Here is a 19,501-nt window from a genome sequence, read left to right as displayed (position 1 = left end):
CTAAAATCTCATTTGCTGAACCTGGGCGGTCAGGCCGCCGTCAAGAACCCAGAGCTGCCCCGAAGCATAGCGTGCCTCGTCACCAGCAAGCCAGTTTACCAGCCCCGCCACATCATCGGGGGTGCCATAGCGCCGCATCGGGTGCACATCACGGACGGCCTGCTGCAGGCTTTCGATATCACCGCTGTCACCAAAGAAACTCTGCAGCATCGGCGTGTCGATATATCCCGGGCAGATGGCGTTGACGCGGATACCTTCGGGGCCGTAATCGCAGGCCATGGCACGGGTGAGGGCATGGACAGCGCCCTTGGTCGCGCAATAGGCGGCAAGGCCCGGATCGGCGATAAATCCGTCATAGGAGCCGAAATTGATGATCGAGCCGCCGCCGGCGTTCCGCATCAGGTTCAGGGCATGTTTGCTGACAAGAAACGTTCCGGTGACATTGACGGCAAAGATATGATTCCATTCTTCAAGACTGGTATCTTCGATGGTTTTTTCAATCTCGATCCCGGCGGCATTGACAAGGATATGGATCTTGCCGAATTCAGCTTCCAGCGTTGAGATTGTCGCGCGAATGCTGGCATCATCGGTGATATCGGTATGGCAGAAGCGCACCCCATCCGGCAGGTCACCTTTCGGGCGTTGGCGATCTGTTGCAATCACCGTTGCGCCTTCGCGGGCAAGCCGGGCGCAGATCGCGGTGCCGATCCCGCCTGTTCCGCCGGTCACCAGGGCGATCCGGCCTGCAAGCGGGGCGGAAGCTGCTGTTTCCCTCTCGGCCGTCATGCGAGTTTCTCCCCCAGATAGGCTTTGCGGATCAGGCCGTGGAAATGATGGACGGCATGCTCGCTCAATCCGGAGCCATCCGGGTCAACCATATATCGGCCCTGCTGGTAAGCCGGGGTCTGCATGCCGCGCTGCACGCTTTCCACAAGGCCGATATCCTCGGGCTGGAGAACATCATCAATAAATCGTATCGCGTCCTTCTCTTCATCCACCAGATCAGCGCTTTCAAAGAAGAAGTCGAATTCTTCATAGGTTTCTTCCGGCCCGTCCGGGTAAAACCGCCAGACCATGAAATTGCCCCGCCCCGGGTAGCGCATCAGCGTCGTATTGGGCCAGAGATACCATACCGCGTGATCGGTAACCCTCGCGCCATCGGTACGGTAGGCCTTGTTGTCGCTGCGTCCGGCCTTGGCCATGTGGCTTGAATATATCCCGTGGGTTTCGACCTTGTAGGTATCCATTTCGATAAGCGTACAGAAATCCTGATGCGCCACCGGGCAATGGTAGCATTCAAGAAAATTATCGACCACCGATTTCCAGTTCGCCTTGATCCTGTAGGTCAGCCGGTGGGCGAATGTCAGCTGGCCCAGATCAGGTGCATGCTGCATGATCTCCTTTGCCAGATTGCCCGATTGCTCGGCGAGCGGCGGTGCCTGCGGGTCAAGATTGACAAAGACAAGATGGCAGAAGGTTTCAATCCGGACCGGATCAAGACAGAAATCCTCAGGGTTGAAATCCTCGATGAAGCGGGATTGCCGGGCTTCAAGAAACCGTCCGTCCAGATCATAGGACCAGGCATGATAGGGGCAGATCACCCGTTTTGTCTGGCCGCTGCCGTTGAGGAGTTCATGCCCGCGATGCTTGCAGACATTATAAAAGGCGCGCAACTCGCCATCCTTGCCGCGGATGGCGACAATGCTCTGGCCCTGAATGTTCATGGCGACATACTGGCCGCACTCTCGCAAGGTTTCCTCATGGCAGAGGAATTGCCAGGAGCGATGGAATATCTCTTTTTTCTCCACTTCGAGCCAGCGCGGATCGATATAGGCATCCTTGTGCATGGAAAGTGAGCGGGCAGGGCGGTCATCCCAGCCGTTGAACAATCTTTCCGCCGTCATGGCGATTTTATCTCCGGGCATGGTCATTTCCTTGAAAACGGCGGGAATCTGGTCTTCTCGGCGGCCACCGTCCAGTCCATATGGTTGCGGACATATTCGTTTGCGGCATCACGATGCGGCTGGTAATCCCAGGAGGTCAGCCTGCCTTCCTGCATCGCCTGATGCACCGCCCGGCGCTGGCGCTGGGTGGCAATGACGTTTTGACGAATGATATCACTGTTCCATCGCCGGGCAACCTCCTCGGCAAAGGTGGCGGCTTCGGCGGCGTAGCCCGGGTCTGTGGCCAGGTTGTGCCGTTCATCGGGATCTTTTGCAAGATCATAGAGTTGCGGCGGGTCGATATCGCAATGGATATATTTCAGGTGACCGCGGCGGATCATGTAGATCGGATGCGAGGCACATTCCGCGCAATATTCCCCGATCGCTTCATCCTTGGAGTCGCTTCCCCCCGTGGCAACCGGCCAGAGCGAGCGTCCATCCACCGGCATGCCGAGATCAGGTGCGATACCGGCAATATCATTGAGGGTCGGCAGAATATCCACAAGGGAGCAGGCGCTGTCCACGCGCTGATGCTGTATCCCCGGCCCGGCCATGATCAGCGGCACCCGGGCGGAATGTTCAAAGAAATTCATCTTGTACCACAGCCCGCGCTCACCGAGCATGTCACCATGGTCGGCGGTGACGATGACAACCGTGTTCTCGCGAAGGCCCGCTTCTTCGAGGGTTTTAAGCAGCTCCCCCACCTTGCTGTCAAAATAGGAGGTATTGGCGTAATACGCCCGGCGCGCGGTGCGGATTTCATCCTCGCTGACGCTGGTCCGGTCAGCTTCGATCCCGTGCATGAGCCGTTTTGTATGGGCATCCGCCTCAGGAATGTCGCCGGGCATGTCGATCTCCACATCCTTGTAAAGCCCCCACCATTCCGGGCGGGCGACATACGGATCATGGGGGTGGATGAAACTTGCAACCATGCAGAAAGGGGCGACCTTTTCCATGGCATATTCGAAAATCTTGCGGCGAGCGAAAAACGCCACTTCCTCATCATATTCGATCTGAAACGTGGTGGCGGCTTCCCCGGCTTCCTTGACCGAGTCCATATTGTGATACCATTTGTCGATGCGCTCATCCGGCATCTCCCAGTCCGGTGTCCAGGCGTGGTCGGAAGGGTAGACATCGGTGGTGATGCGCTCTTCAAATCCGTGCAGCTGGTCCGGGCCGACAAAATGCATCTTCCCCGAAAGGCAGGTGCGATATCCGGCCTGGCGCAGATAATGCGCAAAGGTCGGGATCGAGGCTGGAAATTCCGCCGCATTGTCATAGGCGGCAATCCGCGTGATGAGCTGGCCCGACATGAAACTGAACCGCGACGGGGCGCAGAGCGGTGAGTTGCAATAGGCGGCATCAAATCGGCTGCCACGGCTGGCCAGCGCCTCCATATGCGGGGTTTTGACGATAGGATGACCATAGGCACCGGTAAATTGCGGCGCCAGCTGGTCAGCCATGATGAGCAGTATGTTTGGCGGCGATGAACTCATCTTTTTTTCCTCAAGAAAAAAGGGTGAAACCGGGCACATATATTGGCGCGGTCCGATACACTCTTTGATATTGGGTGAAAACCTGCCTTGCCACATGTAATAAATCGCCATATAAATGACTTATTCAGACATGTGCTTGGCCTGAAGTCACCCTCTTGGCAGGGGATGGGGGGACAGGGTTCCGCCGGCCGCAAGGATTGCTCAAATGCGGATCATGGATGCGAAAACAACCCGGATCGGCATGATCCTTGTGCCGGATTTCAACCTGCTCGCGGCAACAGCCTTTCTTGATGGGTTTCGCGCCGCCAATTATCTTTCAGGCATCCGTCTTTACGAATGGACGATACTGTCCCCTTCCGGATCGTCGATCAGGGCAAGCAACGGGATGGTCATGGCGGCCGGGCCACTCGATCAGCAGAATTTGGCTGATGTGTTTGACATGGTGGTGGTCAATTCGAGCTGGACTCCCGAAGCGCATCGTTCGCCGCAGCTGTTCAACTGGCTGCGTCAGCAGGCCCGGGCCGGGGCCAGACTGGGCGGGCTTGATACGGGTGTATTCCTTCTTGGCTATGCGGGGCTGCTCGGTGAGGCGCGCTATGTGGTCCATTTTGAACATATCGCCGCCCTTAGGGAAATCTTTCCGGATATAAATATCGATGCGGGACTGTTTAGTCTTGAAGCGTCGCGCTTCAGTGCCGCAGGCGGGGTGGCGACGCTCGATCTTGCCCTTACCATGATCGGCGAAGTTCATGGTGCTGATCTGGCGCAGGCGGCTCAGTCCTATGTCTTCCATGAACGCATCCGGACAGGGGTGGAACGCCAGACCGATTTCCACATGTCCGGCGGCGGTTTTGTTCCCCGGATTCTTGCCGAGGCACTGAATATCATGCAGTCACATCTCGATCAGCCGCTGAAAATCAGCGAGATTGCCCATAAGGCCGGTATCTCCCAGCGTCAGCTGGATCGGATATTCGTTCAGTATACGGGCCAGTCCCCGGTGCGAAATTATCTGGAAATCCGCCTCTCGCATGCGCATCGGCTGGTCACCCAGACCGATTTGAACCTGCTTGAGGTTGCCGTCGCAAGCGGGTTTTCCTCGCGTGAGCATTTCTCCCGCGCCTATAAAAAGAGATTTGGTCTCACGCCTTCGGCAGGCCGTCTTCAGGGCAGAACACCATTTCAGTTCCGCGCCGACATCCCGCCTCGCTAGCCAGGCAGGGCAGATAAGGGGGTTGCCCCGGCGCCTGTTTTCGGTAAGCGGGAAATGCATGAATATATTTTTACTTGCAAGAAGGGGATTTGTAAGGAACGATCAGGTTTATGAATGTGTCGTAAACACTATCCAACCATAAAAGTTAACAGGGAGATTTGAAGAATGTTAAAAACCACCATCGCTGCGATGGCCCTCGGGGTTTCAGTTGCCTTTACTGGCGCGGCGTCCGCACTTGATATGGGATCGGAGAAACCAATCAAGCTTGCGATCAATGAATGGACAGGTCAGCATCTATCAACCCGTGTTGCCGGGGCAATTCTGGAACGTGCCGGATATAGCGTTGAATACGTGACCGCCGGTTATGGCCCGCAGTTCATTGCTCTTGGAGAAGGTGATCTTCACGCCACGCTTGAGATCTGGACCTCCAACGCACCAGGTCAGTTCAACGAAGCCGCCGATGCCGGCAAGGTGATCGATATCGGTGATCTTGGTCTTGATGCACGGGAAGGTGTTCTCTACCCCGTACACATGAAGGAAATGTGCCCGGGCCTGCCAAGTTGGGAAGCGCTCAATGCCTGTGCGGCGAAATTTGCCACCGTCGATACGCTCCCCAAGGGACGATTGCTTGATTACCCGGCGGATTGGGGCTCACCCGGCAAGGACCGTTTTGAAGCCATCGGTATTGATTTCACCGCCGTTCCGGCCGGTTCCGAAGGGGCGCTCATCACCGAGCTTGAGGCGTCCATCGCCAAGAAATCCCCCCTTGTCATGACCTTCTGGCAGCCGCATTGGGCGCTGGCCGAATACGATACCGAATGGGTTGCCCTTCCTGCCGGTACCGATGAGTGCTATTCGGATGCCTCCTGGGGCGTCAATCCGAACGCCACCGGCGATTGCGATTTCAGCCCGACGCGCATCTTCAAGGTCACCTGGTCCGGCATGGCTGACACCTGGCCGATGGCCGATGCCATCCTCAAGATGTACACGCTTGATGCCACCAGCCAGCAGAACATGATGGCGGCGGTTGATAGCCGTGGCGAGGATATCAACAAGGTCGTTGCGGCGTATATCGATGCCAATGCCGGCTCCATCGATGCGATGATTTCCAAAGCGAAATCCATGTAACTTGAGGGGGCGGCCGCGTGCCGCCCCTTTTTCCTCTGCCTCAGGGCAAAAGCATATGACCGAACACCAAGCGAAGATAGAATGCCGCGGGGTCTGGAAGATCTTTGGCGAGCGGGCGGAAAATTCATGCCGCGAGATCGCCGCCCGGAACGGCACCGCTGATGAGATGGAACAGGCCGCGCTGGATCATGGCGGCATCATCGGCGCGCGGGAAGTCAGTTTTGACGTTGCGCCGGGGGAGCTCTTTGTCATCATGGGGCTTTCTGGCTCCGGCAAGTCGACCGTTCTGCGCAGTATCGCCCAATTGCAGCGCCCCACGATCGGGGAGGTTCTCTTTGATGGTGCGGATCTTGTTGCCATGGGTGAAGAGGCGTTGCGGGATATCCGCCGCCGGAAAATGGGCATGGTGTTTCAGCATTTCGGGCTGGTGCCCCATTTCACGGCCCTGCAGAATATCGCTTTCCCCCTGAAGGTTCGCGGGGAGGATCAATCCACCCGCGACGCCAAGGCACGGGAAATGCTTGAACTGGTGGGTCTTGAAGGTCGCGGCGATGCCTTCCCGAATGAGCTTTCCGGCGGCCAGCAGCAGCGGATCGGCATTGCCCGTTCGCTGGCGGTTGATCCTGAACTCTGGCTTCTTGATGAGCCGTTCAGCGCGCTTGACCCGTTGATCCGGCGGCAGCTTCAGGATGAACTCCTTGATCTTCAGGCCAGTCTGCGCAAATCCATCATCTTCATCACCCATGATTTTGCCGAAGCCGTCCGTCTTGCAGACCGGATCGCCATCATGCGCGATGGAAGGATCATTCAGCAGGGCAGCGCCGCCTCGCTTCTGCTTCATCCGGCAGATGATTACGTTCGGTCGTTCGTGCGTGATGTGCCGCGCCTGCAGGTCCTGAAGCTAAAGGATATCATGACCCCGGCTTCGCGCATCAGGACTGACCTTGCCCTGCCCATGACCGCCTCGCTTGAAGAGGCCATGCTGGCGATGGGTGATGGCGGGGACCGGATCAAGGTTTGCGATGAAAAAGGCCAGACCATCGGCAAGGTCATGCGCGCTGACATTCTCGCCACCGTTGCGGCCAACCAGTAAAGGAGGCGGGTGTCCAATGATTGCCGATCGGAAACTGCTTCTTGCCATGGCGGCAACAATGCTTGCGGCCCTGGCCATTCTTCTGCCCGAAACGCTGCCGCTCCTCTCTCTTGCACCTGTTCCCGGGGCGGAAACGCTGGCCGATGCGATCAACCGGGGTATTTCGCTTTTTGTCGATGTCTTCAAACCCGGGCTGCGCTTTGTGGCCGGACTTGTCGATGCGTCGGTCCGCGGGCTTCAGTCCTGGCTTCACGCCGTCCCCTGGCTTGCCCTCGTTGTGGCCTGCGGGGTGCTGGGTTTGAGGCTGAAATCCCCGACGCTGGGCGCGTTTTCGGCCCTGGCCGTCCTCTACATGGCCCTCTCGGGGCACTGGTTCAAATCCATGAACACGCTGGCCATGGTCGGGGTATCGGTGCCGCTTGCCCTTATCTTTGGCTTCGGGCTTGGCGTGCTTGGGGCGAAATCTCGCCGCGCCAATCTGGTGCTTCAGCCCGCCCTTGATCTGATGCAGACCATCCCCACCTTTGCCTATCTTGCCCCGCTGGTGGTGCTTTTCGGCTTCGGTCCGGTGCCCGGCGTGCTGGCCAGCATGATCTATGCCGCCCCGCCGATTACAAGAAACGTGATGCTCGGGCTGCGTCAGGTGCCGCTGGAATTGCGTGAGGTTGCCGATATTTCCGGCGCGTCCGCCTGGCAGCGGTTCCATTCCATCGAACTTCCCCACGCCAAACAGCAGATCCTCGTCGGCGTCAACCAGACGGTTCTTGCCACCCTTTCCATGGTGATCATTGCCGCGGTTATCGGCGGGTTTGATGATATCGGCCGCGAAGTGCTGGTCGCCACCAACAAGGGATCTGCCCGTTTTGGTGAAGCGCTCGGGGCAGGGATAGTCATCGTGTTGCTGGCGGTGGTGATTGACCGGCTGACAAGGGCGGCGGCCGAGCCCTCCGCCCCCGGACACCGGCGTCAGCTCACCCTTGGTGATCTTGCGCTGGTCATTGGTGCAGGGGCGCTTGGTGTCGTTTTTGCCGAAAATCTCGATACTCTTGCGGTCAATACGGCCATGTCGCTTCGCGAGGCGGAGGCGGGAATAAATTCAAGCCTCAACGGGTTCATCCGCGAATACGGGATGGCGCTTGACCGGATCAAGAACACCGCCCTTGTCTACGTGCTTCTTCCCATGCGCATCGGTCTTACCCAGGCTATCCTTCCCTTTACGTGGGGGGTTGATTTCACCCCGATGATGAAGTTTCTCTATCTCGGTTGTGTTGGCCTCCTCAGCCTTTATCTCTTCACCCGCCAGCGTATCGCCTCGGCGGTGCTGATCGCCGCGACCGGTCTTGTTCTCTATCGCGGGTTCACCTTTCTGCCCTGGTGGGTGGTGGTGCCCACCGTCGCCTGGCTCAGCTGGCGTTTCGCGGGCTGGAAGTTTGCAATTTCTTCTGTCCTGATGATGCTTTTCATCACCTGGGCCGGTCACTGGCAGGATGCGCTCTATTCGGTCTATCTCTGTTCGGCGGCGGTGCTTGTCTGTCTTGTTGTCGGCTGCCTTCTCGGGGTCTGGGCGGCAAAATCAGATACGGTGTCGCGCATCATGCAGCCGATCAACGACACCCTGCAGTCGATCCCGCTTTATATCTTCCTCATTCCGGCGGTAGCGCTTTTCCAGATCAATGAGTTCTCGGCGCTGGTGGCAATCGTTCTTTATGCGATCGTGCCGCTGATCCGCTATACCGAACACGGGCTGAGGAACGTTCCCGCCACCCTGATTGAGGCTGCAACCGCGCAAGGATGCTCACGGCTTCAGAAACTTCTCTTCATCGAACTTCCCGTGGCACGGCCAAGCATCCTTTTGGGCCTGAACCAGACGGTGCTTTTCGCCCTTGCGATGCTGATCATCGCCGTGCTGGTCGGGGCGAGGGGGCTTGCCGAGCAGGTGAATATCGGCCTCCGTGATGCGAATACGGGCCTCGGCATGACGGCGGGGCTTTCCATGGCCTTTATCGCCATCATCGCGGACAGGATCCTGCGCGGATGGGCGGTTGAACTTGGCGCCAAAAGCGATCTTTAGGCGTCGTTGTCTCTGGCTTCCGCCATCGTCACCAGCAACGCGGTCAGGATGATCAGGCCGGCGCCGATCCACTGGCTGAAGATCATGGGTTCATCCAGCAGCAGATACGCCGTCAGAATGGCAAAGAAGACCTCGGACAACATCAGGATACCGATGATCGCAGGCGAAACATATTGGGCAATCCGGCAGATCAGAAGAAAGACCGGCATGAACACCACCGTCGATGCGATAAACGCGACCGGTGTTGCCCGCAAGAGCACGTCAACGGACGGCGTAGCTTCGCCCACGGCAATGATGCCGAGCACCGCCACGACAGAGCCCAGAATATACTGCATCAGCGTGATGCCGCCGATATCGGCTTCGGGGTAGCGGCGGATCGCCACCGTACCGACAGACCACAGCACCCCCGCCACCAGCCCGAGCAGGTCCACGGGCTCGATACTCAGCGAGCCTGGCGAAATCCCCATGATCATGGCGCAGCCCGTGAGCCCGAGCGCATTGCCCAGCCACAGAACAGGGCGGTTTTTCTCACCAAGAAAGGCCATCCCCATCAAGGTTGACCAGACAGGGGTGAGGTAGAAGATCAGCGTCGTCTTGGTCACCGAGCCGACGATCAGCCCGATGATATAGAGCATGAACCCGGCACCGATGGCCCCGCCGGCAATGAAGTAGACACGCCAATGCCGGCGGTCCCGCAACAGAACCGGCCCATAGATCACCCCGAGAATGGGGATGGGCATGATCGTGTAATAGAGACTGGCCCAGATCCCGCCCATGCCGGCGGCTTCGATCGCCCGAAGCGGCATCCACAGAAACCCCCAGATCGAGGAGCCCAGAAGAACAGTGATCATCGCGGTCTTCTTGCTCAGTTCTCTCTTCAGGAGGGCGTGGATCATGGCGCTGTCTATGCTGGTTTTCTGGCCAGAAGCTGCACGGTGGCAGCTTCGCCCTGGTGGCGTGGTCCTTCGGCGAGAAAGCGCCTCAGTTCCTGAAGGAAAAGAATATCAAATCCGTCAAAATCATGCTTCAGTTTTTCTGCCGTCAGCAGCATTTCAGGTTTTTTCGGCCCGCCGGAGCCAAGCGGGATCTGATCCGGGGTATATCCTTCAAAGACCAGCAGCCCGCCCGGCTTCAGGCAGGTCCGTATCCGCTCGACAAAACGGGCATGATCATCGGGGTAGAAATGCATGAATGAGACAATCACCAGATCATATTCCTCCACCCCCCAGTCCCAGTCGAAAAGGTCACCGGTATGGGCGTTGATCTCAACGCCATTGGCCCGGGCGAGCGCATGGGCCTTTTCCACCGCCAGATCGGAGACATCGACGCTGGTGACTTCATAGCCGAGCCGCGCCAGATGCACGCCGTTCCGGCCCTCGCCATCTGCCGGCGCAAAAGCCTTCATCCCCCGGCGGGCAAAAGGCGTGACGGCCTTGATGAAATCATTGGCTTCGGTGCCGAAAATGTAATCTGGCTTCTGATAGCGTTCGTTCCAGAATGCGGCGGGATCACCCATGGTCATAAACTCCATAATTAAACTCTGTTTCCGGTTGCTTCTCCCCGGCGTTGAATCATCACATCTTCAAAATCCCCACCCATGGCACCGCTGCCATTGACCGGGGACATTACCTTCCCATATCGTATTAGCACGGAATGATCAGGAGACAATCATGGCATATGCAATTTGCGCGGATACCCCCGGCGGTGTTGAGGTTCTGGAATGGCGGGATATCCCGACACCTGATCCGGGTCCGGGTGAAGTTCTCATCCACCAGACAAAAGTCGGGCTCAATTTCATCGACGTCTACATGACCAACGGCGTCTACCCTTTTCCCGAAGACGGCCCGCAGATCCCCGGGGGCGAGGCCGCTGGAATTGTCGCCGCGATCGGCGAAGGCGTGACCGGTTTCAAAATTGGCGATCGCGTAGCCTACACGACCCCCAATGGTGCTTACAGGGAAGAACGCGTGATGCCGGCGAACCGATTGGTCCGCCTTCCCGATGATATCTCCGATGAAGTCGCGGCGGCGGCGATGCTCAAGGGGATGACGGTGGAATATCTTCTCAACCGTTCCTTCAAGGTGGATGCCTCGAAAAAAGTGCTCTTTCATGCGGCGGCGGGCGGCGTCGGGCTTATTGCCGGGCAGTGGCTAGGGCATCTCGGGGCGTTATCCATCGGCACCGTTGGCAGCGATGAGAAGGCCGAGCAGGCGAAAGCTGCCGGCTACACCCATGTCATCAATTACAACAGCACGGATTTCGCCGAAGCCGTCCGCGAGATCACCAGGGGTGAAGGCGTCGACGTGGCCTATGACAGCGTTGGCCAGGCCACCTATCCGAAAACCCTGACCTGCATCAAGACCTTCGGCCTTTTCGTGTCCTTCGGCCAGTCAAGCGGGGTGATCAGCAATCTCGCCATGGCGGATTTTGCCAAGAATGGCTCACTTTATGCCCAGCGGCCAACGCTCTTCAATTTCATCGCCACCGCCGAAAGCCTTGCCGAGGTATCGGGGAACATGTTCGGGATGCTGGCAAATGGCCATGTCCGGATCGATATCAATCAGCGTTATGCCCTTAAAGACGTCCCCAGGGCGTTTGAGGCGCTGACCAGCCGCCGGACAACCGGCGCAACCGTTTTCGATACCGGGAGAGGATGATGGCATCGCAACTCTGGAAAGGGCAGGCCTTCACCGTCAGTCACGCCGATGGGGGAGGGATTGCAAAAGGCGGATTTACCGGCGGGTTGCGGGCATTTTTTGAATATCGCGATCTTGGCATAAAGGACGCGACGAGCGGGAAATACGCCGCCCATGTGATCCGCGCCGTACCCGGCCGCCATGCTGAGCCGAACTGGCATATTCATGATCTCGATTTTCAGATGATCTATATCCTCAAAGGCTGGGTGACCTTTGAATACGAAGGTGAGGGGGAGGTGACTTTCCGCCCCGGTTCGGCAGCGCTGCAACCGCCGGGGATCCGCCACCGTGAAATCCGCCACAGCGATGATCTGGAACTGATCGAAATCACCTCACCGGCTGAATTCAAAACAGAACTGGTGGACCCGCCCGAAAGCGCTGGGGAGTGATCCGCGGGGAGTGATCCGCAGGATATGGGCCCTTTCCCGAGGCGTTTTTTGAGCCTGATTTAGTGCCGCTTAATATGGCAGCGGGTGGGCGCGGTGCGCGTCGTTGATCGCGCCCATCACGTCTTCGCCCAGCACCAGATCCTTGCCCTTGATAATGCGCTCCAGCTGCTCAAGGCTTGTTGCCCCGAAAATTGCCGAGGTCATGAAAGGCCGCTGCTGGCACCAGGCAAGCGCCATATGCACCGGGTCAAGGCCGTGTTTATCGGCGATGGCAAGATAGGAATCGATGGCAGGCCAGATGCGGGGATTGATCCGTCCGCCGAGGCTGTCATTGATGCTCCGGCGTGATCCGGCCGGCGTATCTCCCCCGCTGTACTTGCCGGTGAGAAGCCCGGCCGCAAGCGGCGAGAAGGCCAGCAGGCCGACATCTTCATGATGGCTGAGCTCCGCCATATCGGTATCGTATAGACGGCACAGGAGGCTGTATTCGTTCTGTATTGATTGCATGCGCGGGTATCCATGCGCTTCGGCGATCTGCAGCCAGCGCATCGTCCCCCAGGCGCTTTCATTGGAAAGCCCCACATGGCGAACTTTCCCCTCTTTGACAAACTTGTCGAGGGTTTCCAGCACCTCGATCATATTGGCGGCAACGGCCTCGCTGTCCTGAGCGGAGGGATCAAAGGTCCAGTTCTGCCGGAACATGTAGGAGCCGCGGTTCGGCCAGTGCAACTGGTAAAGATCGATATAATCTGTTTGCAGCGACCGGAGGGAGGAGGCGAGCGCCTGTTCAAGGGTTTCCCGGGTGATCGGTGCGCCGTCACGGACATTCATGTTGCCTTCGCCGGTGATCTTGGTTGCCAGCACGATCTTGTCTCTTTTGCCGGAGCCGGCAATCCAGGTGCCGATGATGCGTTCGGTCTCGCCCTGGGTTTCCTTTGACATCGGCGTTGTCGGATACATTTCGGCGGTGTCGATAAAATTGATGCCATGGTCAAGGGCCATGTCGATCTGGGCATGACCTTCGGCTTCGGTGTTCTGGGTGCCCCAGGTCATGCTGCCGAGTGAGAGCGACGATACCTTGAGATCGGTCCGGCCAAGCTGGCGATAATCCATTGAAATTCTCCTAGTTTCGGGCGACGTGTTCGGCGATGGCGGCGGCAGCGGTGAGGGTATCGGCCTCGCCGCCGAGATCACCGGTCCGGTATTTCGGGTCAGCCAGGGTGACTTCGATGGCCTCGACAATGGCCTTGGCGGCATCGGCATGGCCGAGATGTTCAAGCATCATGGCCCCGGCCCAGATCTGGCCGGTGGGGTTGGCGATACCCTTGCCGGTGATATCCGGCGCCGATCCATGAACAGGCTCGAAAAGCGACGGGAATGTCTTTTCGGGGTTGATATTGCCCGAAGGCGCAACGCCGATGGTCCCGGTACAGGCCGGGCCGAGATCGGACAGAATATCACCAAATAGATTTGAGGCGACAACGACATCGAACCAGTCCGGATGAAGCACGAAATTGGCGGTCAGGATATCGATATGATATTTGTCCCAGGTGACATCGAAATAATGTTCGGCCATGGCTTCCACCCGTTCATCCCAATACGGCATGGTGATGGAAATCCCGTTCGATTTGGTGGCCGATGTCAGGTGTTTTCGCGGCCGTGATCGGGCAAGATCAAAGGCGAATTTGACCACCCGGTCCACGCCATGGCGCGACATGACGGTTTCCTGAATGACAACCTCGCGTTCGGTATCCGGGAACATGCGCCCCCCGATGGAGGAATATTCGCCTTCGGTATTTTCCCGCACGATATAGAAATCGATATCCCCGGGCTTGCGTCCGGCAAGGGGGGAGGGCACCCCGGGCAGAAGGCGCACCGGCCGCAGATTGACATATTGATCGAATTCACGCCGGAACTTGATCAGCGATCCCCATAGCGAAATATGGTCCGGAACGGTTTCAGGCCAGCCCACGGCCCCGAAGAAAATGGCGTCATCCCCGCTGATCTGTTCCTTCCAGTCATCGGGCATCATCTGGCCGTGTTCCTCGTAATAGGCACAGGACGCAAACTCATGATGGGTGTAATTGAGATTGACCCCGAACCGCTCGCAGGCGGCATCCAGCACTTTGAGCGCCGCGGGAACCACTTCATTGCCGATCCCGTCACCGGGTATCACCGCAATGTTATACTGATTTTTACTCATGGATGAACTCACGAAGGAAGAAGCGATTGAAACCGGAGCCATTGGCAGCTCCGGGTAGAGAGTATAGCCTCAATCCCTGTCAATCAAGTCAGGGAGATATCATGCCAGGCACCTGAAAATGCCGCCGCCGTCTATCTTGCTTTCCGCATCCGCTCGAATCCGGCGGCCAGATCCGCCAGCAGATCATCCGTATCCTCAAGCCCCGCATAGATCCGCATCAGCCGACCATCGGGCAGGGACGTGACCGAACGCTTCAGATGACCTTCGCTGATCAGGCTTTCATGCCCGCCCCAGGAAGCGCCGATGCCAAAAAAGCACAGATCATTGGCCATCACATCCACCGCCGCATCGGGAATATCCTTGTCGAGCACGAAGCCGAAAAGGCCGCTCGCGCCGGTAAAATCACGTTTCCACCAGCCATGCTGGGGGTGGCTTTCAAGCCCCGGATGGAGCATCGCGGTGACTTCGGGCTGCTGTTCAATCCATCTGGCCAGTGCCAGCCCGTTTGCTTCGGACTGCCGGAGCCTGAGCGCCATCGTCCGCATTCCCCTCAAGGCCAGATAATGATCATCAGGCGCCACGCAAAGACCGATATTTACCGTATATTGCCGGATGCGCCGCGCCGTTTCCCCCGATGAGGCCACAAACCCGATACTGACATCGGAATGGCCACTGATATATTTTGTTCCAGCCTCAATTATCACATCAATTCCATGACCTACCGCATTAAAATAAAATGGTGTTCCCCAGGTATTGTCGCAAGCGGTAAGGAGCCCGTGCTGCTTTGCCAGCGCCACCAGGGCGGTGGTGTCCTGCATCTCGAACGTAAGGCTTCCCGGGGTTTCGATATAAAGCAGGCTGGTATTATCGGTTATCATCGCGGCAATGGCGCTGACATCGGCAAGCGGATCATAAAAGTGAGGTTCGACGCCGATCTGCGGCAGCACGACTTCGGCAAAACGTCGCCCCGAGCCATAAAGACTATCAGGGAAAAGCACGCGCTCACCGCTCTTGACCACGGCCAGAACACCGGTGGTGATCGCCGCAAGCCCGGAAGGCACCGCAACCGCATCGTCACTGCCGTATAATCCCGCAACCGATGACTCAACCGCGTCGGAAGTGGGGGTGCCGAGGCGGCCATAATCGTATTTGCCGCGGCGCTGGCGGTAATCGTCCAGTGTTGCTTTCATTATAGTGGACGTATGATACACGGGAACATTGGGGATTCCGTGGTTTTCATGTGGCTTCATGCCGGCGTGAACAGCATAGGTGGCTTTTTTTGCTTGGGTGTCTTTCATCATGCCCTCGGTTGTTTTTTTTCGTGTAATTAAAAACATTTAAGCTAAAAACAGTACCTAAGAACTACTCCAAACTAATGATTTTAGTCAAAAATTTATTGTCAATCACGCGTAAATCAGATTATTCTGCGCCCTACAGGGTCATTTGACCCAGACAAAACAAACTAGGGAAGATATTATGAAAAAACTGACAACCGCTATTGTCGGCGTTGCAGGTCTTATGCTTGCATCCAATGCCATGGCTGGCAGCCATGGTGATAGCACACTCGCACAAGTGAAGGCGAAAGGTTTCGTCCAGTGTGGGGTGAGCCAGGGTCTGCCTGGTTTCTCCAATGCGGACGATTCCGGCAACTGGACCGGTCTTGATGTTGATCTTTGCCGCGCTGTTGCTGCCGCTGTCTTCGGTGATGCCAGCAAGGTCAAGTACTCGCCGCTTTCCGCAAAGCAGCGTTTCACCGCGCTGAGCTCGGGCGAAGTCGATATCCTGTCCCGGAACACCACCTGGACCATGACACGTGACACCCAGCTGGGCCTGAACTTCGCCGGCGTTAACTACTACGACGGTCAGGGCATGATGGTTCCAACCGCTCTTGGTGCGACTTCCGCCCTTGAACTGGACGGCGCCAACATCTGCACCAACACCGGCACCACCACCGAGCTGAACATCACGGATTATTTCCGCGCCAATAACATGAGCTTCAACCTTGTTGCCTTTGAAAAGGCTGACGAAGTTGTTGCCGCTTATGATGCGGGACGCTGCGATGTCTACACCACCGACCGTTCCGGTCTTGCCGCCCAGCGTGGCAAACTGACCAACCCGGATGCCCATGTCGTTCTGCCGGAAATCATTTCCAAAGAACCTCTTGGCCCGGTTGTTCGTCAGGGTGATGATCAGTGGTTCAACATTGTGCGTTGGTCGCTCAATGCCATGATCAACGCAGAAGAAATGGGTATTACCTCTGCTAATGTTAACGCCACCCAGTACAACAAGGTAACACCTGGTGTTGCTCGTCTTGTTGGCAAGGAAGGCAACTTTGGTGAAGAACTGGGTCTGTCCAATGACTGGGCCTATAACATCATCAAGCAGGTTGGCAACTACGGCGAAAGCTATGAGAAGCACGTGGGTGAGAACACCCCGCTCAAGCTTGCCCGTGGCGTCAATGCCCTGTGGACCAAGGGCGGCATCATGTATGCCCCGCCGATTCGCTAATCACGCGCATCACTGAACGTACCGCCTGGCAATATTGCCAGGCGGTATTTTAATTAAGACAATCCAACACATGGATTTTGAAAAATGAACTCAGATAAATCGCTTTTGCTGAAGTATCTTTACGATACACGGACCCGAAGCATTATCTTCCAAGTTCTCCTTATTCTTTCGCTTGTTTTCGGGTTCTGGTGGATCGTGGATAATACGGCCGTGAACCTGCAGGCGCAGAACAAGTCGGTGGGGTTCGGCTTCCTGACCCAGACCGCGGGCTTCGCCATTTCCGATACATTGGGCACCTGGCTTTTTGATTACGAGGTTGGCACGTCAACCTATCTGGATGTCTATTTCATCGGTATTGCCAATACATTCCTTGTGGCTTTCCTCGGGATTATTTTTGCCACCATTCTGGGCTTCACCTTTGGCATCATGCGTCTTTCGCAGAATTTTGTTTTCCGCGCCTTTTCGACGGTCTATATCGAACTCACCCGCAATATTCCTCTGCTGGTGCAGCTGTTCTTCTGGTATTTCGCGGTTCTTCGCTCCTTGCCCAACGCCCGCGGCAAGGTTGATATCATTCCCGATGTGATCGGCATCAACATTGTCGGCCTCTACCTGCCATCGGCCATTCCCCAGGATGGGTTTTCCCTCACCATGTGGGCTTTTGCCATCGCCGTGGTGATCACCTTTTTCATGAATCGCTGGGCGACGAAACGTCAGCAGGAAACCGGCCGGATCTTTCCGGCTTTCTGGGCCGGGCTTGGCCTTTTGATCGGCCTGCCGCTGATCGTGTTTCTTGTCTCCGGCAGCCCGCTGGTGGTTGAATATCCTGAATTCAAGGAAACCGGACCAATTCTCAAACGCGGTTTCCAGAAAGGTGCCGGCATGGTGCTGGTGCCTGAAATGCTGGCCGTCTGGCTTTCGCTTTCGCTTTACACCGCCGCCTTTATTGCTGAGATTGTGCGGGCCGGGATCATGGCGGTCAACAAGGGCCAGACCGAAGCGTCGCTGGCGCTGGGGCTGAAGCCGAACCCGATCCTGCGTCTGGTGATTATCCCGCAGGCGATGCGGGTGATCATTCCGCCGCTGACCTCGCAATATCTTAATTTGACCAAAAACTCATCGCTGGCCATTGCCATTGCCTATCCTGAACTTGTTTCGGTCTTTGCCGGAACCGCGCTCAACCAGGTTGGCAAGGAAATTGAGATGATCTTCATGATGATGAGCGTCTATCTGACCTTCTCCATCCTGACCTCGATTTTCATGAACTGGTTCAATGCTCGCGTCAAACTGGTGGAGAGATAGGATGGCCAGGAAAAAAACGACATCCTCCATTGCCTTTGTCCGTACCGAGGCTGCACCGCTTTTACCGCCGCCGGCATCGCAGACAGGTGCGCTCGGCTGGCTGCACAGGAATATTCTCGCCAGCATGACGGATTTCTCATCTCCGGTTGCGGCGATCAAATCTCTGCTTATGGCGTTTTTCACGCTGCTCATAGGCTATGTGGGTATCACGCAGATTATCAGTCTTGTTGACTTTGCCTTCATTTCGGCGGTGTGGACAGATCCGGACGGGCTGAAACGCGAAGCCTGCTGGACCGTGGATCAGGGCGGGGAGCTGCCCTCGGGCTGGCATGGCGCATGCTGGCCGTTCGTCAAGGCGAAGTTCAAGTTCCTGATGTACGGCCCCTACGATATCGACCAGCTCTGGCGCGTCAACCTCACAGGTATCATCGGTCTTGTTGCGCTGGCCTGGCTTCTGATCGAACCTCTGCCATTCCGCCGCTATGTTGGGATTTTCCTGCTGACGGTCTATCCGGTGCTGGCGATCATCCTGCTTTACGGCAAGCTTGATCCCTCATCCGCGACGCTCAGCATCCTGACTCTCGGCGGTATTTTGAGCCCGACCCCCACCACCCTGATGGCCCTGATCCTGATCGGGCTGGGGCTGATGACGGTGGCGCGTCTTGGCGCCATGGGCAGGCTTGATCGCCGGATTGAAGATCACGCCAGAAAGATCGAGCTTTCCGGCTGGTTCGTGATCGGTTTTGCCCTCATCTTTGCCCTTTTCGCCGAAGGCTACGGGCTTGACCGTATCGACACCAATGACTGGGGCGGGTTGATGATCACGCTGGTGGTGGCGATCACCGGTATTGTGGCCTCGCTGCCTCTCGGGATTCTTCTTGCCCTCGGGCGCCGGTCCACCATGCCGGCGGCGCGGATCATCTGTACGGTCTTTATCGAATTCTGGCGCGGTGTGCCGCTTATCACGGTGTTGTTCATGGCGTCGGTGATGTTGCCGCTGTTCCTGCCGGAAGGGGTGAATTTTGACAATCTTCTGCGGGCGCTTGTCGGGGTGATGCTGTTCTCGGCGGCCTATATGGCCGAGGTGGTGCGCGGCGGCCTTCAGGCTATCGACAAGGGGCAGTTCGAAGGCTCATCGGCGGTGGGGCTCACCTACTGGCAGTCGATGCGGCTGGTGATCCTGCCGCAGGCGCTGACCCATGTCATCCCGGGTATTGTCAACACCTTCATCGGTCTTTTCAAGGATACAACACTGGTGAGCATCATCGGTCTTTTCGATCTGCTCGGGGCAGGGCAGTCGGCGCTGGCCGATGCCGCCTGGGCCTCGCCGGTGCAGAGCCACAGCATGTATCTGTTCATTGCCGCGATTTTCTTTGTCTTCTGTTTTGGCATGTCGCGGTATTCAATCTTTATGGAAAACAAGCTTAGCCGCAGCCGCAGGCACTAGGTTGAGCCAAGGGAG

Annotated in this window: 17 protein-coding genes; 9 read left to right on the top strand and 8 right to left on the bottom strand. The window is 57.2% G+C overall.

The window, feature by feature from the left end; genetic code table 11:
* The 3 genes from AB8880_05995 to betC are packed head-to-tail and all read right to left on the bottom strand — an operon-like array spanning nt 1 to nt 3,439.
* Nucleotides 1-786 (bottom strand): SDR family NAD(P)-dependent oxidoreductase, encoded by a 786-nt coding sequence (locus AB8880_05995; GenBank protein ID XDZ66928.1) that lies wholly within the window; start codon nt 784-786, stop codon nt 1-3.
* A complete protein-coding gene (locus AB8880_05990; protein XDZ66927.1) occupies nt 783-1,925 on the bottom strand; it encodes an SRPBCC family protein in 1,143 nt (380 codons plus the stop codon). Before AB8880_05990 ends, AB8880_05995 begins: the two co-directional genes overlap by 4 nt.
* Nucleotides 1,926-1,927: 2 nt before the next feature.
* Nucleotides 1,928-3,439, bottom strand: coding sequence for a choline-sulfatase (gene betC, locus AB8880_05985; GenBank protein XDZ66926.1), 1,512 nt, complete (start codon nt 3,437-3,439; stop codon nt 1,928-1,930).
* 214 nt (nt 3,440-3,653) lie between these two features.
* Here betC and AB8880_05980 point away from each other — a divergent pair, with 214 nt between their 5' ends.
* The 4 genes from AB8880_05980 to AB8880_05965 all read left to right on the top strand — a co-directional run bounded on the left by AB8880_05980 (nt 3,654) and on the right by AB8880_05965 (nt 8,941).
* Nucleotides 3,654-4,649, top strand: a complete 996-nt coding sequence (locus tag AB8880_05980) for a GlxA family transcriptional regulator (GenBank protein XDZ66925.1) — start codon at nt 3,654-3,656, stop codon at nt 4,647-4,649.
* Between the two features lie 165 nt (nt 4,650-4,814).
* A complete protein-coding gene (locus AB8880_05975) occupies nt 4,815-5,777 on the top strand; it encodes an ABC transporter substrate-binding protein (protein XDZ66924.1) in 963 nt (320 codons plus the stop codon).
* 55 nt (nt 5,778-5,832) lie between these two features.
* Nucleotides 5,833-6,870: an ATP-binding cassette domain-containing protein gene (locus AB8880_05970; GenBank protein XDZ66923.1), complete on the top strand. Its 1,038-nt coding sequence runs from the start codon at nt 5,833-5,835 to the stop codon at nt 6,868-6,870.
* A gap of 16 nt (nt 6,871-6,886) precedes the next feature.
* A complete protein-coding gene (locus AB8880_05965; GenBank protein ID XDZ66922.1) occupies nt 6,887-8,941 on the top strand; it encodes an ABC transporter permease subunit in 2,055 nt (684 codons plus the stop codon).
* Here AB8880_05965 and AB8880_05960 read toward each other — a convergent pair.
* Together AB8880_05960 and AB8880_05955 are read right to left on the bottom strand one after the other, a co-directional pair.
* Entirely contained in the window at nt 8,938-9,837 is a 900-nt protein-coding gene (locus tag AB8880_05960) for a DMT family transporter (protein XDZ66921.1), read from the bottom strand. The two genes, AB8880_05965 and AB8880_05960, sit on opposite strands and share 4 nt — an antisense overlap.
* An 8-nt stretch (nt 9,838-9,845) precedes the next feature.
* Nucleotides 9,846-10,457 (bottom strand): class I SAM-dependent methyltransferase, encoded by a 612-nt coding sequence (locus AB8880_05955; GenBank protein ID XDZ66920.1) that lies wholly within the window; start codon nt 10,455-10,457, stop codon nt 9,846-9,848.
* A gap of 154 nt (nt 10,458-10,611) precedes the next feature.
* Here AB8880_05955 and AB8880_05950 point away from each other — a divergent pair, with 154 nt between their 5' ends.
* Both AB8880_05950 and AB8880_05945 read left to right on the top strand, forming a co-directional pair.
* Complete coding sequence (locus tag AB8880_05950) at nt 10,612-11,598, top strand: quinone oxidoreductase (GenBank protein XDZ66919.1); 987 nt, start codon at nt 10,612-10,614, stop codon at nt 11,596-11,598.
* Entirely contained in the window at nt 11,598-12,026 is a 429-nt protein-coding gene (locus AB8880_05945; GenBank protein ID XDZ67033.1) for a cupin domain-containing protein, read from the top strand. Before AB8880_05950 ends, AB8880_05945 begins: the two co-directional genes overlap by 1 nt.
* A 69-nt stretch (nt 12,027-12,095) precedes the next feature.
* On the opposite strand, the gene AB8880_05940 is transcribed toward AB8880_05945, so the two are convergent.
* From AB8880_05940 to metC, 3 genes are all read right to left on the bottom strand, one after another.
* Complete coding sequence (locus AB8880_05940; GenBank protein ID XDZ66918.1) at nt 12,096-13,139, bottom strand: aldo/keto reductase; 1,044 nt, start codon at nt 13,137-13,139, stop codon at nt 12,096-12,098.
* Nucleotides 13,140-13,149: 10 nt separating this feature from the next.
* The gene (locus AB8880_05935) at nt 13,150-14,229 is read right to left on the bottom strand and encodes a tartrate dehydrogenase (protein XDZ66917.1); all 1,080 of its coding nucleotides are present in this window, start codon (nt 14,227-14,229) and stop codon (nt 13,150-13,152) included.
* Between the two features lie 131 nt (nt 14,230-14,360).
* The gene (gene metC / locus AB8880_05930; protein ID XDZ67032.1) at nt 14,361-15,479 is read right to left on the bottom strand and encodes a cystathionine beta-lyase; all 1,119 of its coding nucleotides are present in this window, start codon (nt 15,477-15,479) and stop codon (nt 14,361-14,363) included.
* 268 nt (nt 15,480-15,747) lie between these two features.
* Here metC and AB8880_05925 point away from each other — a divergent pair, with 268 nt between their 5' ends.
* The 3 genes from AB8880_05925 to AB8880_05915 all read left to right on the top strand — a co-directional run bounded on the left by AB8880_05925 (nt 15,748) and on the right by AB8880_05915 (nt 19,486).
* Entirely contained in the window at nt 15,748-16,737 is a 990-nt protein-coding gene (locus AB8880_05925) for an amino acid ABC transporter substrate-binding protein (protein ID XDZ67031.1), read from the top strand.
* 84 nt (nt 16,738-16,821) lie between these two features.
* Nucleotides 16,822-18,039 carry an amino acid ABC transporter permease gene (locus AB8880_05920; GenBank protein ID XDZ66916.1) on the top strand — a complete coding sequence of 406 codons (1,218 nt, stop codon included), beginning with the start codon at nt 16,822-16,824 and terminating at the stop codon, nt 18,037-18,039.
* Nucleotide 18,040: 1 nt separating this feature from the next.
* Nucleotides 18,041-19,486 carry an amino acid ABC transporter permease gene (locus tag AB8880_05915; GenBank protein XDZ66915.1) on the top strand — a complete coding sequence of 482 codons (1,446 nt, stop codon included), beginning with the start codon at nt 18,041-18,043 and terminating at the stop codon, nt 19,484-19,486.
* The last annotated feature ends 15 nt before the right edge of the window (nt 19,487-19,501 follow it).

Source organism: Alphaproteobacteria bacterium LSUCC0684 (assembly GCA_041228335.1).
GTDB lineage: Bacteria > Pseudomonadota > Alphaproteobacteria > Puniceispirillales > UBA1172.
This window is presented reverse-complemented; position numbering and strand designations above follow the sequence as displayed.

Coding starts and splice junctions, on each gene's coding strand:
- AB8880_05995 (XDZ66928.1), bottom strand. CDS start 786: ATGACGGCCGAGAGGGAAACAGCAGCTTCCGCCCCGCTTGCAGGCCGG.
- AB8880_05990 (XDZ66927.1), bottom strand. CDS start 1,925: ATGCCCGGAGATAAAATCGCCATGACGGCGGAAAGATTGTTCAACGGC.
- betC (XDZ66926.1), bottom strand. CDS start 3,439: ATGAGTTCATCGCCGCCAAACATACTGCTCATCATGGCTGACCAGCTG.
- AB8880_05980 (XDZ66925.1), top strand. CDS start 3,654: ATGGATGCGAAAACAACCCGGATCGGCATGATCCTTGTGCCGGATTTC.
- AB8880_05975 (XDZ66924.1), top strand. CDS start 4,815: ATGTTAAAAACCACCATCGCTGCGATGGCCCTCGGGGTTTCAGTTGCC.
- AB8880_05970 (XDZ66923.1), top strand. CDS start 5,833: ATGACCGAACACCAAGCGAAGATAGAATGCCGCGGGGTCTGGAAGATC.
- AB8880_05965 (XDZ66922.1), top strand. CDS start 6,887: ATGATTGCCGATCGGAAACTGCTTCTTGCCATGGCGGCAACAATGCTT.
- AB8880_05960 (XDZ66921.1), bottom strand. CDS start 9,837: ATGATCCACGCCCTCCTGAAGAGAGAACTGAGCAAGAAGACCGCGATG.
- AB8880_05955 (XDZ66920.1), bottom strand. CDS start 10,457: ATGGGTGATCCCGCCGCATTCTGGAACGAACGCTATCAGAAGCCAGAT.
- AB8880_05950 (XDZ66919.1), top strand. CDS start 10,612: ATGGCATATGCAATTTGCGCGGATACCCCCGGCGGTGTTGAGGTTCTG.
- AB8880_05945 (XDZ67033.1), top strand. CDS start 11,598: ATGGCATCGCAACTCTGGAAAGGGCAGGCCTTCACCGTCAGTCACGCC.
- AB8880_05940 (XDZ66918.1), bottom strand. CDS start 13,139: ATGGATTATCGCCAGCTTGGCCGGACCGATCTCAAGGTATCGTCGCTC.
- AB8880_05935 (XDZ66917.1), bottom strand. CDS start 14,229: ATGAGTAAAAATCAGTATAACATTGCGGTGATACCCGGTGACGGGATC.
- metC (XDZ67032.1), bottom strand. CDS start 15,479: ATGAAGCCACATGAAAACCACGGAATCCCCAATGTTCCCGTGTATCAT.
- AB8880_05925 (XDZ67031.1), top strand. CDS start 15,748: ATGCTTGCATCCAATGCCATGGCTGGCAGCCATGGTGATAGCACACTC.
- AB8880_05920 (XDZ66916.1), top strand. CDS start 16,822: ATGAACTCAGATAAATCGCTTTTGCTGAAGTATCTTTACGATACACGG.
- AB8880_05915 (XDZ66915.1), top strand. CDS start 18,041: ATGGCCAGGAAAAAAACGACATCCTCCATTGCCTTTGTCCGTACCGAG.